Here is a 15,960-nt window from a genome sequence, read left to right as displayed (position 1 = left end):
GCATGCATGAGCTGTAAAAGTGATATTAAAGAAGATAAAAAAGAGATAGTACATACCTCTGGAATTTTAACGGAATATATGGATATTTCTGTGAAGCCTGGAGATGATTTTACTGCTTTGGTGAATGGTACCTGAATGAAAGATACTGAAATCCAATCCGATAAATCTTCTTATGGTATTGCATACATACTGCATGAAGAATCAGAAGGTAATGTTAAGGAAATTATAGAAGCATCGGCATCCGGAGAATTTGAAAATGGTACAGTGAAGAAAAGGTAGGAAATCTTTACAAATCATATATAGATCTTGAAACAATAAATAAACTTGGTACTTCTGCTTTGCAACCTGAATTTGATAAAGTTGACGCCATAAAAACTTATGATGATTTGGCTTCATATTTTGCTTATGTAAATAAATATGATGTATGCGTACCCTTATCTCTGTTTGTATACCAAGATTTTAAAAACCCAACTGTTTATACATTATACACCTGGCAGGAAGGTTTAGGATTGCCAGACCGTGATTACTATCTAAAAGATGACGAACGGTCTAAGCAAATTAGAGCACCATATGTTGAACATATTTCGAAAATGTTTGATTTGGCAGGTTTACCAGATGCTGAAAAGGCTTCTGCGACAATCATGTCAATTGAAACAGCAATTGCAGAAAAACACTTAGAAAAGGAAAAGACTAGAGATTTGGTCAGTTTGTATTCTATGTTTCCGACGGATACATTTTCAAACATTATGCCGAGTTTAAATTGGTCGGCCTACCCTCAAGAAGCTGGTATGAAAGATGAAAAAAATCTTGGGGTATTAGTGAGGCCACCTTTTACAATTGGAAAAAGGAATATGGGGGTCTTGGGGTCTCTGAATTACGCAGGTTAAAGAACCTGAAGGATGAGCACTCGCAGCTCAAGAAGCTGGTCGCCGAACTTAGCCTTGACAAGCAGCTCCTTCAAGACGTACTGAAAAAAAAGTTCTGAGGCCGTCCCGAAAACATGGGATGGTCGATAACATCAGGATGGAGTATAATTGCTCCATCCAGCGTTGCTGCAAGCTCGTATTGCTGCATAAGAGTGTTTTCTATTACAAGGCCAAGGGGCGTAGCGATGACGTATTGCGCATGCGAATGAACGAGATAGCCTCTGTAAGAGTGCGCAATGGTTTTTGGCGTATCCATATCCTTTTAAAAAGAGAGGGGTTTATAGACAACCAAAAACGCATGTACAGGAGCTATTGCGAGGAGGAGCTGAACCTTTGGAGCAAGGGTCCAAAACGTAACCGTTCCGCCGCACATAGGCAACCAATTGAGGGCAATGCCTCTAGCTTACATGAGTGTTGGGGCATGGATTTTGTCTGTAACCAGCGCTATAACGGCAATCGGTTCAGGGCCTTAACTGTAGTGGATAATTATAGTAGAAGGTGCTTTGCGATTTATACGGGAAAGTCGCTTAAAGGAAATGACGTTGTGCAAGTCATGGAATCGATTACCTTTGGTAAAGAAGTATTTCCCAAACGTATAAAGGTGGATAATGGAAGCGAGTTTATCAGTAAAGTATTGGATAAATGGGCCTATGAGAACAATGTCGAACTTGACTTCGCAAGACCTGGAAAGCCTACCGATAATCCGTTTATAGAAAGCTTTAACGATTCGTTCAGGGATGAATGCCTCAATGCAAACTGGTTCTTCTTGCTGGCGGATACACAAGAAAAATTCGATATTTGGAGAGAAGGTTATAACGGCTTTAGACCGCACAACTCGTTGGGGGACATGGCCCCGAACGCGTATATCGAAATGAATGAAAATAGCTCGGGTTCTCTTGTTATGATCGGCATCTAAATATGGGAGGAAGTCACTGAATTTACTCTCAGAATTTATTCGATTTGCCAACTCAAAAAATATAGTGTAGAATAAATAGAATCACGAAAAAAACCAGCAGGTAACACTGTATAAAAAAATAGGGCGTTTGTGCTAAATTCAAAGGTCTGTGACTATTAAAAAAGTTCGCTGAATATAAAATTTGGCTATTATAGAAGAAAAAATATTTATATTTAGCGAAGTAATAAACCGAAACGAAAGTGCTTATTTATAACCCTACGTTTCTTATAAATAACCGTTAACGGTACTATGTGGCAAAAAGTAAGATAATCTTCGGGGCTTTCCCTTTTTTGTCGCTTGCCGTATACTAAACGTCGGCAGTAATTGACCTAAATATGAAAATAGTAAAACGAATTCTTAAATTCATTGTAATAATTATTGGAGTTTTGCTACTATCCATTGTCACAATACTTTTAGTAGATAAACAAAGTACTAATTACTTAAAAGTTGAAAATAATAACTCTACTAATAATAATTCCTTTCTTATAACCAATGTAAATGTAATTCCAATGAATCAAGACACTATTTTAGTTGACAAAATGGTGTATATCAAAGGTGGTATAATTCAAAACATTACAGAGGAGATTAAAATTAAAGATGTTGAAATTATAGATGCAAAAGATAAATACCTAACCCCTGGTCTTATAGATATGCATGTTCATATATGGGACAGATATGAACTTGGTTTATATTTATCAAATGGTGTCACAGCAGTAAGGAATTTATGGGGTATGCCAATGCACTTAAGACTTAAGGAAGATGTAAATAATGACGAAATCATTTCACCCCTGTTTTTTACTTCGGGACCTAAACTTACAGGTCCAGAATTTATCGGAGATGATAATTTAAATATAGAAAGCCCTAGTGAAGCTAAAGAAAAAGTGATTTCATATAAGGACAGGGGATATGATTTTATTAAAACCTATTATGGTATAACAGAAGATTTATTCGGTGCTGTTATTGAACAAGCAATAGTATCTAATATGGATATCATTGCACATCCTTCACAGAAAGTACCTTACGCTTATCATTTTAATCCACAAATAAAGTCAATAGAACACGCAGAGGAGATTATTCAGCAACCATTAAATTATAATTTATCAGACACATTAAAATTAAAAGAAGTGATTAATGATTTCAGGAAATCAAAACATAGTTCTTTTAGTCCCACTTTGACAGTTTACAATAATATTTATCAAATGCTTATTGATGATGATATTTTAGAATCAGAGCAACTGAAATTCATGAATCCTCTTATTAAAAAAGTTGATAGTAAAGCTCAATTTGAACGATGGTATACTACTAAGTTAAGAGATTCTTCCATTGTGCAAACAATAAAAAAGCAACATGATTTTCATTTAAAAATCATCAACAAACTCCATGAAGCTGGTGTTACTTTCATCTGTGGAACTGATGCCGGAATAGGCGTAACTATTCCGGGGTTTTCTATTCATCAAGAACTTGCTTTTTACAAAGAGGCTGGTCTTTCCAATTATGAAGTGCTAAAAACAGCCACAGTGAATGCATCAAAGACTCATTCTATTATGAATGAAATGGGCACAATTGAAGTTGGCAAAATTGCAAACCTTATGTTAATAGATGATAATCCTTTATTAAACTTGTCTGCATTACAAAATCCTACAGATGTATTTATAAAGGGGAGAAAATTAAATAAAGAGACCCTCGATTCATTTGAAGAAAAGGCAAGGAATCGTAATAACTTAATTGCCTCTGCTGTTAGATATCTAGAAAATTTGATAATTGAAAGATAAACTACCGCTAGCAAAGAACTGAGGTAAAAAACAACTCTTTTCTTCATTAATTCAAGACACTAATACTTTAGGCCCACAGCTTCTCTTTAATGATTCTTTGAGCTTTATTATTGATGTTTTTAAACTACTTTACTCGCAGCACAGAAACGTAAGTTTCATCGTAAGGCCTTCCAGATTTTGCGATAGCAAAAGACTGTTTAAGCAGTTTGTTAGCGACCGCTATCAATGCTAACTTCTTACGCTTCCCCTTGTTTACGATTCTCTCATATACCTCTTTGCATGCCTTGTTGTGTTTACAAGCATTGAAGGAACATAGAAACAATACATTTCGAGGCTTTCTGTTGCCGACCTTACTTATTCGTGCACGACCTCTAACGCTGCTTCCCGACTCACGTATCGTTGGGGTTATACCAACATAACTACAAAGCTGTGATGCTGTTTCGAACTTGCTAAAACCATCAGTAACAACTATTAAAAACAACGCTGTCTTTTGCCCTATTCCATGTATTGACGTCAACAAGGTCAATTGTTCTTGTTGATCCACTTTTACCAATGATAGAATCATTGATTCGATAGCTGTCGCCTCTTTATTAAGCTGCTTCTTGTTCCGTATCAAGGAACGATAAACAAACTTTGATGGAACGCCCAAAACAACTTCTCCATGTATTTTGTTCTTAGTTGTGGTACGTTGTTTTAAATAAGCATCCAATAATCTGAACAATTGTAAGCATTCACTCTGGATATCCGTCAAAGCATTGTAAAGAGGAACTTCATTGATTAAGGCGTATTCACAAATGGCCTTGGCATCGCTCTTATCCGTTTTCACCTTGGCCAATTTCATTTGTATAAAACGCTCTACGGATAAGGGGTTCACAACCGGTACCGTAATCCCATTTTTGTAAAGAAACTGTGCAAGACGATAATGGTAATACCCAGTTGCTTCCATAACAACCAATGAAGTATCCGGTAACGCTTTAAGGAACTTCCGAAACCCGGATTCATCATTTTTATACTGGTCGTGTCCTACGGTACTACCATATACATCAAAGACATCTTTACTGATGTCGACTCCGAAAGTTTCGTTATATGTATTCTTACGTACTATTGTATGAAAGAACCAGCTACTTCTGCTCACAACAACTTGAAAACGAGATCTAAAGTCTCACAGAACTGAACATGGTCTAAGTAGTAAAAGAGCGGGGATTATCCATGTTGTCGAAGTCTAAAGCTTCACCGTATATAGTACCCTTAATGCTCTCTTTTGTTCTTTCTGATGTATATCCTAAAAGTTAAGGAATCAGACTTAAGACGTGTATAATTAATTGCTTGGCTCTAGCCTACTTACGAAAATCCACGCGGATTTTCTATTCGGTTTTCATTTGCTACATTAGGTGCTTAACCACGCAACTAACCTTATACATAAACGTTGGGGTTAATACACATCTAAAATGGAAAAAGAATTAATTAAAATAATCGACACTGCTGTAAAAATTGGTTTAGGAGCGTTAATAACTGGTATTAGTGCTTATTTTATTAACGGACAGAAACATAATCATGAACTTATAAAAGTTGGAAATGCAGAATTAAGGTCTACCGTGAAAGAAATAGTTGCCTACATTGAAAACTCAGAAACTTTGGTGAATAGATAAACTATAACATACGACAAGGGTGAAGCAAACCTTGAACTTCTAGTCAATGCCGAACATGAAGCATATCAAGCTAGGGGCTTATCACCTATTCTTAATAAACCAGAAATTGCTGATAAAGTAAATGATTATACCATCTACATTGAAAAAATTTACAAATCAGCTACAGTTAAAGACTCTGATACTTACAATAACCTAATTTCTGAATGGTCTACTCATCGCAATGCTATTTATAAACTTTTATAGCTTTCAACTTATTCTTAAACAAAATAATCAAAAACTAACCCCAACAATCTATATATAATATGCCTTGCGGCGAGCATTTTAGTTTTGTGAAACTTGGGCAGTTAGTGCCGTAATTTTAAACGTTGAACTAGCTAAAGCACATTACATATAGTTTGCCGTTAGCAACTATTAGAAACAAGCTACTTCAATAATTGAATAATATTTGTTTTGTAAGTTTTTCCAATAGGAATACTGTTTTCAGAAATAAAAATGCGATTACCCTCAATACTCTTTATGTGCTTTTTTGATACCGCAAACGATTTGTGGACTTGGATAAAATCGATATCATTTAATAACTCTAAAACATCTGAAATCTTTTCCCTAATCGTAATAGTTTCATTAACGGTAATCACCTTGGTATAATTTCCGGCAGCTTCAATGTATTGAATGGCATCAATTATTACTTGATTGTACTTATTATTACTTCGAAGAAAAATACTTTTTGAAACTGCAGCATTGTTACCGACAATAGATTGCGTTATTTTGTTGGTTGTGTTGACTGTTTTATTGATTGCTTTTAAAAAACGTTCGAAACCGAATGGCTTTAATAAATAATCTGAAATATTAAGTTCGTACCCTTCAAGCGCAAATTCTTTATAAGCTGTGGTTACAATTACTTTTGGTTGTGAACTCAGTGTTTTTAAAAATTCAAAGCCTTTTAGTTTTGGCATATTTAAATCTAGAAAAATTAAATCAACGGTGTTATTATTCAAATATTCATTGGCTTCTAAAGCATCGTAACAGTTTTTCATTAACTGCATATTTGGCAATAAGTCACAGTAGCCTTTTATAATATCATGAGCTATATATTCATCGTCAATAATTAGATATTTAATCATAACTGCAGTGTTAATTTTGCTTTGTACACATTTTCTGTTGTAGAAAAAGATAAAGCATGTTTTTTAGGATACACCAATTCTAATCGTCGTTTTAAATTTTTCAATCCAATTCCCTTATCTTCTTTTGGGAGTGTTTGGTCAAAATTATTTTCAATTTCAAAAAACACCTTTTTGTCCTTTGTATTTATATCAATATAAACATAAGCATCTTTACTTAAGTTCTCTACCCCATGTTTAAAAGCATTTTCTAATAGAATAATAAAAAGTAAAGGCATCACTTTGTAATTATCTTCAATTTCAGCTTTAAACGTAACATCAATTTGTTTGTGATAACGCATTTTATGAAGGGCAATATAATTGTATAAATAATCAACTTCTGCTTTAAGTGTTACCACCTCTTTTTCACCTTCATAAATACTGTACCGCATCATATCTGAAAGCTTAAGGATTAACTCTTGCGCTTTTTTAGTGTCTGTACCAACAAGACCATATAAATTATTGAGTGTATTAAAGAAAAAATGTGGATTTACTTGACTTTTCAAATGAAGTAACTCCGTTTTAGCTTTTTCATTTTTAAGATTTATTAAAGATCTTATCTGTTTAAAGATCCATCTGCTCAATAAAAAAATCAGTAGAAGAAAATAAAAAAAAGCAAGTATCCCGAAGATTTCACTATCCCCAAAAAAATCATTAAAGATCAGAATAATAAAAGCATTTACTATCAAAAATGACCAAAATAGCCATTTAGGAATACGTCTAAAAAAATTATTTACACTCCATTTCATGCTCAATGATACTTAAACCAAACGCCTCTTACAAATTAGTTGATAAACAATAGCATCAGCAGGTTAAAACACTTCTAAATAGGGATAAAGTTCCTTCATTACTTGCAGCAGTATATGTGTCACTCCTTAAAGGAGGTACATCACTTTTATTTTCTTACAAAGTACATCCTACATATGTTTGCCAACAATCATCAATCAAAAAATGTACAGTTTAAAATTCAATAACCAATTAAAACCTATGAAGATGCCACAGCTAATTAATTTTATGTGTTCCCTTATACTACTATTTGTTTTTAACTCCCCTACCTCAGCACAAGAGCTACCTCTAAACGAAAAAATCAGTACATCTATTAAAGGGAAATGGGAAGGAAATTTAGTTGTTAATGAGAATACCTCCGTAGGAATCCTATGGAACTTCAAGACCTCTAATGAAGGTCAACGTATTGGCTTTATGGGGCCAGCTTCAAAAGGAGTTGCAACAATTCCTATGCAAGAACTTATAGTTAATAAAACGACTCTCCGTTTTTCTGTTCACTCAGAGGGTAGCTTTTCAGGTGTAATCTCAGAAACGGGAATAAAGGGAACTTGGAGTTCACAAAGCGGCAAGCAATTGGTACTTTATATGGCCAGAGAATTAACGGAAGAACAGTTAAGCAAGCGTTACACCAAAGTATCGAATGGCGATACACTAGATATTCAACAAGAGATTGCCCTTGGAAATGTGGAAGCGGTTAAAACCTTTTTATCAAAAGGAAATGCTATAGACTCCCTTTATGGAAAAGGAACAACCTTGCTTTTTACGGCCATAAAAAAGGATAGAACACATAAAGTAGCTACCTATTTACTTGAAAATGGTGCTAATCCTAATGTAGTAACGGATGCTTTAACGCCATTAATGTATGCCGTTGCGTATCAAAATCATACAATGGTTAAAGAACTTATTGCGTATAAGGCTGATGTGAATTTTATCAGTGCGGAGAAGCAATCAGCAATTGTATTTGCTATTAAAGGAAGGGACCCAGAAGCGTTACAGTTATTAGTGGATAATGGTGCAAATCCTAGCCTAAAACTTAAAGGGGATTATTCTGCCATAGACTTGGCAAAAAAAGAGAACATAAAGGAGATTCTGGAGGTTCTTAACATGCCCTACGAAGGCGTTAGTGATGGCCCCTATGTAATACAATCTGAAACAGGACGCATTGCATATTGGGTAAATAAAAGTGAAACGCATAGGCAAAAGATCAGTACTCAAGATTCTAAAATAATTGAATATAAGGGTGTAAAAGCCAAACTATGGGGAAATACTCCCGAAGAAGTTAAACAACTAGCGTATAATGGAAATGTCAAAATTGCAGCTGTAAGTGATATTCACGGTCAGTATGATACATTTATAAAACTGCTTAAAAATAATAGTGTTATTGATAACCAGGGAAAATGGAGCTTTGGAAATGGACACTTTGTGGTTGCAGGAGATATGTTTGATAGAGGCCCACAGGTTACTGAAGTCTTATGGTTTTTATATGATTTAGAAAAGCAAGCAGAAGAAAAAGGCGGAAAGTTACATGTGCTACTAGGAAACCACGATGTTATGGTACTTAATGGAAATCTGCGTTCCGTACATCCAAAATACACGGAAGTCGCAAAGATATTGAAAACACCTTTTAACACGCTTTTTAATAAAAGGACTGTTTTAGGAGATTGGTTGCGCACACGTCCAGTCTTAGTGAAAATAAATAACATCCTATTTACTCATGGTGGATTGCATCCCGATTTAGTAGAGAAAGGCTTGTCTATAGAAGAAATTAACAGTGAATTCAAACAACAATTAGTAGCAAGTGAATTAGATGAAAACCGCAATGAACTTGGAGGCTTTCTTCATAGAGCCAACGGCCCCATATACTACAGAGGTTATTTTCAAGGGGAACTAGCCACCAACGGTCAAATCGATGCATTGTTAAAGCATTTCAAGATTTCAACTATTGTCGTTGGTCATACCACACATAAGGAAATTGAAATGCACTATGACGGGAAGGTTATAGTAATAGATGCCAATATGAAAAGTGGCACCATGGGCGAAATACTTTTATGGCAAAATGGGGTCTTTTCTCGCGGGAATCTTTTAGGGGAGGAATTAGCATTAAAAACCAGTGAGACTGAAAAATAATCGACTTCAGAATTGAACTTAGAATTAATTACAAGAACTAAAATCAAAAAACGTACAGCATGAAACTCATAATTGACAATGTATCAAAAACCTATTCAAATGGCGTACAAGCCCTTCAGAATATTTCTCTAGAAATCCCTAAAGGAATGTTCGGACTATTAGGTCCAAATGGCGCAGGTAAATCCACCTTAATGCGCACTATTGCGACGTTGCAGGAAGCGGATGAAGGGACGATTTCACTAGGTGATTTAGATGTTTTTACACAGAAAAATGAGGTGCGGCAGGTTCTAGGATATTTACCCCAGCAATTCGGTTTGTATCCTACAATATCTGCAGAAGTATTATTAAATCATTTTGCAGTTCTCAAGGGCATTACTAATAAAGGGGAGCGTAAAGATGTTGTAAACGCGTTGCTACACAAGACGAATCTATATAAGGTAAAAAAACAAAATCTTGGAGGTTTTTCCGGCGGAATGAAACAGCGTTTTGGGATTGCACAAGCCCTACTTAGCAACCCGAAACTCCTTATTGTAGATGAACCTACAGCAGGATTGGATCCTGTAGAAAGAAATCGCTTCTATAATATATTAAGTGAACTCGGAGAGCATACTGTTGTAATTCTGTCGACACATATTGTGGAAGATGTAAAAGAATTATGCACCAATATGGCAGTAATTAACCAAGGTCAGGTGCTGCTGAAAGGGAATCCTCTAAAAATAATTGAAGAGCTAGAAGGCAAAGTGTATCAGCGAACAATCGTTAAGTCTGAACTAGAAACCTATAAGCAAAACTACCAAGTGATAAGTTCAACCCTATTTTTAGGAAAGCCAATCATTCATATACTTAGCGATACTAATCCTGGTGCTGACTTTACTCCCATTAAAGCCGATTTAGAGGATGTCTATTTTTCACAAATATTTGGAAGCAACACGAACCTGAAATCAATTTTATAATGATGTGGTACGACATATTTAAGTTCGAATTAAAATACAGGGTAAAGCGAGCAGATACTTACATCTTCTTTGTTTTCCTTTTACTATTTTCTATTGTTAGCGTCGATTTTGTGTATCAAGGAATGGATTTTAGCTTGGTTAAAAAAAACTCGCCTTTAATTGTTGCAAAAACCATGGGAGCCGTTACCGGGTTTTGTATGATAATTGCCTCTATGATTATGGGAGTCTCCGTTTTACGCGACTTTGAATATAATATAGAGTCCCTCCTATTTTCAAATCCTATAAAAAAGCGAGATTATTTATTAGGTCGATTTCTAGGGTCTTTTACAGTACTATTTTTTGTGTTTAGTGGCGTTTTCTTCGGAATGATTTTAGGAGAATACATGCCTTGGCATCAACCAAATCATTTGTTGCCATTCAATTTATTTACATACCTGAAGCCATTTGTAATGATACTATTACCAATTTTGTTTTTTGGGGCTTGCCTGTTTTTTATAACTGGCGCATTAACTAGAAAATTGATGGTTGTGTATACACAAGGTGTTTTCATATTTGTTATTTTTATGTTGACTAAGGCAATAACCAATGACTCTTTAAAAGCAATTTTAGATCCATTTTCACTAACAACACTCACCTCTCTTACAAAATCTTGGACAGGAGCAGAAATAAGTGTACAGGCAATTCCTTTTAGCGGAGTGCTACTTTACAATAAGCTATTTTGGGTTGCATTGGGTGCACTTATTTTAGGCTTTGGTTATAAGAAATTCGAATTCAATGTAGTTCGAAGTAAACGTACTAAAAAGAAAAAGTCACAAGTACTTGAGTCTGAAATTAATCATCAATATGATATCAAAATTCCAGAATTCAGCCTTGAACATGGCATTAAATCTAAGTGGTCTCAGCTTATGCATTTCTCTTGGTTTTACTTTGTGAGTATTTGTAAGCAAACCTCTTTTTGGGCCATTGTGATTTGTGGGATGATTATCATTTTAATCAATTCAGTGAGTCTCGGCACTGTGTATGGCGTTGATAGCTATCCTGCAACCTATTTTATTGTAGAAGAACTACGAGAAATGTCTTTATACTTCTTTTTTGTTATCCTTATTTTTTACTCAGGAGAACTCATTTGGAAGGAAAGATCTGTAAAACTAAACTTGATTTATGATTCAAGTCCAATGTCGGACTTTATAAATATAGCAGGTAAATATCTTGGGCTTATACTCATCTATGTTGTACTTATTGTCTCTTTGATTATTTCAGGAATCCTTTTTCAAACCATTAACGGATATTACAACTATAATTTTCAAGTGTACTTTTATGGCTTTTTTTTAGAAATCTTACCGTTTCTAGCCTTATTTACCCTTGTTGCCTTCATTGCTCAAGTCGTAGTCAATAATAAATTTGCTGGTATCATGGTTACCATACTGTTTTTTATCTTAAATATGACTTTGGCTCTCTTCGGGTTTGACCATGATTTATACTTCTTTGGAGGTAGTTCTATAGGTACGTATTCAGATATGAATGGCTATGGTCATTTTATGAAGCCATACCTAATTATCAAGATTTATTGGTTTTTATTTGGGATACTACTACTAATTATAGCATCGGTTGTTTCCGTTAGAGGAACAGAATCTAATTTAATAAAACGAATAAGAGCAAGCAAACATCGAATTAGTAAATCAGTCCTGAAACTAGGACTAGTTGCAGTGGTAGCTTTTATACTGCTTGGTAGCTATATATTTTACAACACAAATATCTTAAATGAACATTGGACAAATGCTGAAAAGACAGCATTTAGAGTTGGCTATGAGAAAACATTAAAGCAGTTTGAATATCTACCACAACCTAAAATAGTAGCTGTTAACTTAAAGCTAGCGTTATATCCAAAATCTAGAGACTATATTGCCGAAGGGGTTTACGTACTAAAAAACACAACCGATACCGCTATTGAGGAAATTCATATTCAAAAACTTTTAGAATCAAAGGTAGCACTTGAGGGGGTTACTTTTGAAGGTGGAGCAACTACTGATAATAGATATTCAGAATTCTTTTATTATAATTATAAATTAAAACAACCTTTACAATCTGGAGATTCCATAAAAATGAGCTTTAAACAGCTCTTTACAACCCAGGGCTTTGAGCAAGGTCGTTCTAGCAAAATTGTAAATAATGGTATATTTTTTAACAATAATGACTTTCCTACATTAGGGTATACTAAAAAATATGAACTTCAAGATAAAAATGATCGCGTGGAAAACAATTTATCAACTAGATCAAATAAAGCTAAAAGAGAAGATTCCAAAGAGTTAGTTAACGCTAGGTCTGGAGGTGATTCAGATGGCATCCGTTTTGAAATTGTGATAGGAACAGATAAAAACCAGACCGCTATCGCTCCTGGAAATCTATTGAAGAGTTGGAAAGAAAATAATCGTAATTATTTCCATTATAAAATGGATACTCAAATGATTAACTTTTATTCCATAGTTTCAGCGGAGTATGAAGTTAAAAAGGATACTTGGCTTCCAACATCAGGTACGATTAATAAACCTGTAGATTTAGAGATTTATTATCATAAAGAACACGATTATAATCTAGACAGAATGATGGAATCGATGAAGGCTTCGTTTGACTACTTCAGTACTAATTTTAGTCCCTATCAATATGAACAAATGCGCATTCTTGAGTTCCCGCGTTATGCAGAATTTGCACAATCATTCCCTGGAACCGTTCCCTTTTCTGAGGCTATCGGTTTCATTTTAAATATTAATGATGATAAAGATGTGGATATGGCATTTTATGTCACTGCACACGAATTGGCACATCAATGGTTTGGAATGCAAATAGAAGCTGCTAATGTTCAAGGACAACTTATGCTGTTGGAAACTTTATCGCAATATGCTGCAACCATGGTATTGAAGCAACACTATTCTGAAGAAAAAGTGCAGCAATTTTTGGAGCTTCAGAAAGATAAATATATAGAAGGGCAACGCAACGAAGGGGATCAAGAACCATCATTGGCATTAGTTGAAAACCAAGACTATATCTATTATGCAAAAGGCGCGATAAATATGTATGAGTTTCAGAAACAGATTGGTGAAGCAAATGTAAATCTCGCTTTAAAACGATTTATAAGTGATTGGAATACCATAGATGGTAAACTAAAAATGAAAACAAAGCGATATCCAACTACCGAGGATTTGCTGGGCTATTTTAGAGCTGTTGCTCCAAGCCATCAAAAACATATAAGCACCGACCTTTTTGAATCTGTTGGTGAATTAAAAACGAATTAAGATTATTTAAATTGGCCTCATAAAAATCTAGAAGGGTTTACTTACTTGAAGGAAAGAAATAACATAGCGTTCCTTTTCGTAATTGTAGAGCAGAAAGAAACATAACAGTTGCTGACAAAATGCATAAGCAATGGCTAAGAAAGTACAAACTCGAAAGTTTGTACTTTTTTGTATTTTTAAATTCAGCCAAAAAGTGGGTGCTACTTTATCACCACTACCTCATGCACAAACCGTTGGTAAATATTTAAAAAGACATATGAAAGTTAAATACAACGAACAGGAAAAGTCAATAGAAATAAATGACGGACTAAAAACTTCATATTTAATTTTGGGGATTTTAATGCTCTTAAATATATTCAATGCGGGGCTTAATTTATATAATATCAATGATGGTCAATTGGACATGACTGGGTATACCTGGATTTTTGTAGGTGTTCTATCAATTGCGGTTCTCATTTTCGTATTACTACAAAAGACAACACTCGAAAAAATTCCATTGAACCAAATAAAGCGATTAAAAGAAAAACAAATTCTGGGAAGAAAAAGATTCAGTTTGGAATTACAGAATGGAAAATTACGTGATTTGACAAAATTTAATACGCAATCGGATATAACAGAATTAAAAAAAATGTTCTCGGATATCGGAATTGAAACTAACTGACCGGAAAAAACATTTGCTAACAAAGCCTATGATAAATATGTCTTTGGATTTTGCGCCAGGGTCTATGTATACTTATGATGTCCGCAAAATCTTATTGATTTTGCTTTCGAAAAAAAAGAAAAAAGAAAAAAGAAAAATAAAAGATTTTGCTTAGCGCGTAGCTGAAAAACAAACAGGTTTCCGGCCCTCACTACGCATAGAAGAATAGTTAATTTATGCAACGATATCAATGACACTGTATATAGCCCAGTCTCTAAATCTCTCTTCTTTATATTCTATATTGTTTTCATAAATATCCTATCTTCAAACTAAGAACCAAACATACGAGCTTTGGCCGTAGGCAACAATTAGAAAAACCAAAATTATGAATAGATTCATTTTTATTATGTCTATTACTATGCTTTTACTCACAAGCTGTGCAATAGACCAAGTAAACTATCTATTGTATTGATAAAATTCAATAAACTTTTGTTTCAATGATTTTAAAAATTTACGCAGGGTATAAAGTATTTAATTTTAAGATGGAAAAATATTAAATTTCCGATAAATATTATCTGAATTATAAATAAAAATTGAACTGAAGGAGGAATTTAGTACGTATAGAATTGCTAATTCAATCAGAATTAACAGGAATATTTTGAACTCTGAAAAATAACAAAATGGCAACAGCGTGTATAAAAAATTGCTGTATTTAGCTAAACTAAAAGTTTGTTGCGATTTTCACAAACTACTGAATTTTCAGCGGAAATTCCTCGTTCACAAAAATCGCAACTTAAATACACAAACAGGTTACCTTTCATTGTGAAGAAAAATGCCTGTATTCAATCACGTAAAACAAATCAATTTATTATACTGTAACATCAAATGCAGTAAAGAATATATTTTATTATTATGTTTTATGAAATTAGCCTATCCAGACATGACCTATTATGAAGACAACTCTATAAAAGTCAATCGTCAAAATTATAAAAAAAAGCAAAGCGATATGCTTCCACATGACCATGACTATTTAACAGTTAGCTTATTACTTACTGGAAGTCTTATAGAGCACACCTCTATTGGAACCGAAATTATAAAAGCAGGAAGTGTTTTAATCAAACCTTCTGGACTAATTCATGGAGATATTTTTACGGAAAACTGCACACTTTTATCTTTAAAAATATATGATTGGGATTATTATAGATTCGACTTTAAAAATTGGGAAATCATTCAACAAAACATATTGTTAAAGAATTTTTTAAAAATTGTAACAAGCAAAAATAAAAAAGAAAGCCTCAACCAACTTAAAACCGATATAGCGTTAATAACAAATAAAACAGATATCAAAAAAACCGTCCCCGATAAAATTAAACACATCCGAACATTAATTGACACCCATTTTTCAGAGCCCATACAAATCACACAACTGGCAAAAGAAGTACATATGCACCCTGTACATTTGGGTAGAACATTTAAAGCGTATTACAAAATTGATATTAAAGCTTATCAGCAACAACTACGAACACATTTTGCAGTTTCCGAAATGGTTGCACAAAATAATAACCTCACTCAAATCGCCTATGCTACTGGCTATGCTGACCAGAGTCATTTTTCTAGAGAGTTTAAAAAATCCACCGATTTTTCTCCCAAAAAAATAATCACTTTATTGAATGTTTAATTTGTTCAAGTTTTTAAACTTAACATC

At 34.1% G+C, this 15,960-nt stretch carries 15 protein-coding genes; 12 read left to right on the top strand and 3 right to left on the bottom strand.

Going from position 1 to position 15,960, the window contains the following annotated elements; genetic code table 11:
- The first annotated feature begins 6 nt into the window (after window positions 1-6).
- From Q360_RS26940 to Q360_RS0106065, 6 genes are all read left to right on the top strand, one after another.
- Complete coding sequence (locus Q360_RS26940) at window positions 7-135, top strand: hypothetical protein (RefSeq protein WP_262493205.1); 129 nt, start codon at window positions 7-9, stop codon at window positions 133-135.
- Complete coding sequence (locus Q360_RS25655) at window positions 136-279, top strand: hypothetical protein (RefSeq protein WP_156950022.1); 144 nt, start codon at window positions 136-138, stop codon at window positions 277-279.
- A gap of 20 nt (window positions 280-299) precedes the next feature.
- Window positions 300-887 (top strand): M13 family metallopeptidase, encoded by a 588-nt coding sequence (locus tag Q360_RS24490; RefSeq protein ID WP_084273372.1) that lies wholly within the window; start codon window positions 300-302, stop codon window positions 885-887.
- Window positions 815-985, top strand: coding sequence for a transposase (locus Q360_RS27355; protein WP_156950033.1), 171 nt, complete (start codon window positions 815-817; stop codon window positions 983-985). Before Q360_RS24490 ends, Q360_RS27355 begins: the two co-directional genes overlap by 73 nt.
- The gene (locus Q360_RS0106070) at window positions 982-1,842 is read left to right on the top strand and encodes an IS3 family transposase (protein ID WP_262493208.1); all 861 of its coding nucleotides are present in this window, start codon (window positions 982-984) and stop codon (window positions 1,840-1,842) included. Before Q360_RS27355 ends, Q360_RS0106070 begins: the two co-directional genes overlap by 4 nt.
- Window positions 1,843-2,216: 374 nt before the next feature.
- On the top strand, window positions 2,217-3,653 hold the full coding sequence (locus Q360_RS0106065) for an amidohydrolase family protein (protein ID WP_027076297.1): 1,437 nt from the start codon (window positions 2,217-2,219) through the stop codon (window positions 3,651-3,653).
- Between the two features lie 124 nt (window positions 3,654-3,777).
- Here Q360_RS0106065 and Q360_RS0106060 read toward each other — a convergent pair whose 3' ends face one another.
- Window positions 3,778-4,758 (bottom strand): IS110 family RNA-guided transposase, encoded by a 981-nt coding sequence (locus Q360_RS0106060; protein WP_211251582.1) that lies wholly within the window; start codon window positions 4,756-4,758, stop codon window positions 3,778-3,780.
- Between the two features lie 343 nt (window positions 4,759-5,101).
- Between Q360_RS0106060 and Q360_RS0106055 the strand changes: the two genes are divergently transcribed.
- Window positions 5,102-5,302, top strand: a complete 201-nt coding sequence (locus Q360_RS0106055) for a hypothetical protein (RefSeq protein ID WP_027076295.1) — start codon at window positions 5,102-5,104, stop codon at window positions 5,300-5,302.
- A 422-nt stretch (window positions 5,303-5,724) separates the two neighbouring features.
- Here the strand turns inward: Q360_RS0106055 and Q360_RS0106050 are convergent, their stop codons facing one another.
- Window positions 5,725-6,423, bottom strand: coding sequence for a LytR/AlgR family response regulator transcription factor (locus Q360_RS0106050; RefSeq protein ID WP_027076294.1), 699 nt, complete (start codon window positions 6,421-6,423; stop codon window positions 5,725-5,727).
- Window positions 6,420-7,208: a sensor histidine kinase gene (locus Q360_RS0106045; protein ID WP_027076293.1), complete on the bottom strand. Its 789-nt coding sequence runs from the start codon at window positions 7,206-7,208 to the stop codon at window positions 6,420-6,422. The genes Q360_RS0106050 and Q360_RS0106045 overlap by 4 nt, the downstream gene beginning before the upstream one ends.
- Window positions 7,209-7,452: 244 nt before the next feature.
- Here Q360_RS0106045 and Q360_RS24485 point away from each other — a divergent pair, with 244 nt between their 5' ends.
- From Q360_RS24485 to Q360_RS24480, 5 genes are all read left to right on the top strand, one after another.
- Window positions 7,453-9,372 carry an ankyrin repeat domain-containing protein gene (locus tag Q360_RS24485; RefSeq protein ID WP_169734631.1) on the top strand — a complete coding sequence of 640 codons (1,920 nt, stop codon included), beginning with the start codon at window positions 7,453-7,455 and terminating at the stop codon, window positions 9,370-9,372.
- A gap of 59 nt (window positions 9,373-9,431) precedes the next feature.
- Window positions 9,432-10,325: an ABC transporter ATP-binding protein gene (locus Q360_RS0106035; RefSeq protein WP_027076292.1), complete on the top strand. Its 894-nt coding sequence runs from the start codon at window positions 9,432-9,434 to the stop codon at window positions 10,323-10,325.
- The gene (locus Q360_RS22465) at window positions 10,325-13,615 is read left to right on the top strand and encodes an ABC transporter permease/M1 family aminopeptidase (RefSeq protein WP_051554590.1); all 3,291 of its coding nucleotides are present in this window, start codon (window positions 10,325-10,327) and stop codon (window positions 13,613-13,615) included. Before Q360_RS0106035 ends, Q360_RS22465 begins: the two co-directional genes overlap by 1 nt.
- Before the next feature lie 130 nt (window positions 13,616-13,745).
- Window positions 13,746-14,276: a hypothetical protein gene (locus Q360_RS0106025; RefSeq protein ID WP_027076290.1), complete on the top strand. Its 531-nt coding sequence runs from the start codon at window positions 13,746-13,748 to the stop codon at window positions 14,274-14,276.
- Window positions 14,277-15,174: 898 nt separating this feature from the next.
- Window positions 15,175-15,933: a helix-turn-helix transcriptional regulator gene (locus tag Q360_RS24480; protein WP_051554589.1), complete on the top strand. Its 759-nt coding sequence runs from the start codon at window positions 15,175-15,177 to the stop codon at window positions 15,931-15,933.
- Window positions 15,934-15,960: the final 27 nt, after the last annotated feature.

Origin of the sequence: Maribacter antarcticus DSM 21422 (genome assembly GCF_000621125.1) — a bacterium.
Classification (GTDB): domain Bacteria; phylum Bacteroidota; class Bacteroidia; order Flavobacteriales; family Flavobacteriaceae; genus Maribacter; species Maribacter antarcticus.
Note: the sequence above shows the minus strand (reverse complement) of the source record. Positions and strands in the feature narration are given on the sequence as shown.

What these genes read in the sequence shown, in the direction of transcription:
- Q360_RS0106065 (WP_027076297.1), top strand. Translation starts at nt 2,217, where the DNA reads ATGAAAATAGTAAAACGAATTCTTAAATTCATTGTAATAATTATTGGA.
- Q360_RS25655 (WP_156950022.1), top strand. Translation starts at nt 136, where the DNA reads ATGAAAGATACTGAAATCCAATCCGATAAATCTTCTTATGGTATTGCA.
- Q360_RS24480 (WP_051554589.1), top strand. Translation starts at nt 15,175, where the DNA reads ATGAAATTAGCCTATCCAGACATGACCTATTATGAAGACAACTCTATA.
- Q360_RS0106025 (WP_027076290.1), top strand. Translation starts at nt 13,746, where the DNA reads ATGGCTAAGAAAGTACAAACTCGAAAGTTTGTACTTTTTTGTATTTTT.
- Q360_RS0106045 (WP_027076293.1), bottom strand. Translation starts at nt 7,208, where the DNA reads ATGAAATGGAGTGTAAATAATTTTTTTAGACGTATTCCTAAATGGCTA.
- Q360_RS24485 (WP_169734631.1), top strand. Translation starts at nt 7,453, where the DNA reads ATGCCACAGCTAATTAATTTTATGTGTTCCCTTATACTACTATTTGTT.
- Q360_RS0106035 (WP_027076292.1), top strand. Translation starts at nt 9,432, where the DNA reads ATGAAACTCATAATTGACAATGTATCAAAAACCTATTCAAATGGCGTA.
- Q360_RS0106055 (WP_027076295.1), top strand. Translation starts at nt 5,102, where the DNA reads ATGGAAAAAGAATTAATTAAAATAATCGACACTGCTGTAAAAATTGGT.
- Q360_RS0106050 (WP_027076294.1), bottom strand. Translation starts at nt 6,423, where the DNA reads ATGATTAAATATCTAATTATTGACGATGAATATATAGCTCATGATATT.
- Q360_RS26940 (WP_262493205.1), top strand. Translation starts at nt 7, where the DNA reads ATGAGCTGTAAAAGTGATATTAAAGAAGATAAAAAAGAGATAGTACAT.
- Q360_RS22465 (WP_051554590.1), top strand. Translation starts at nt 10,325, where the DNA reads ATGATGTGGTACGACATATTTAAGTTCGAATTAAAATACAGGGTAAAG.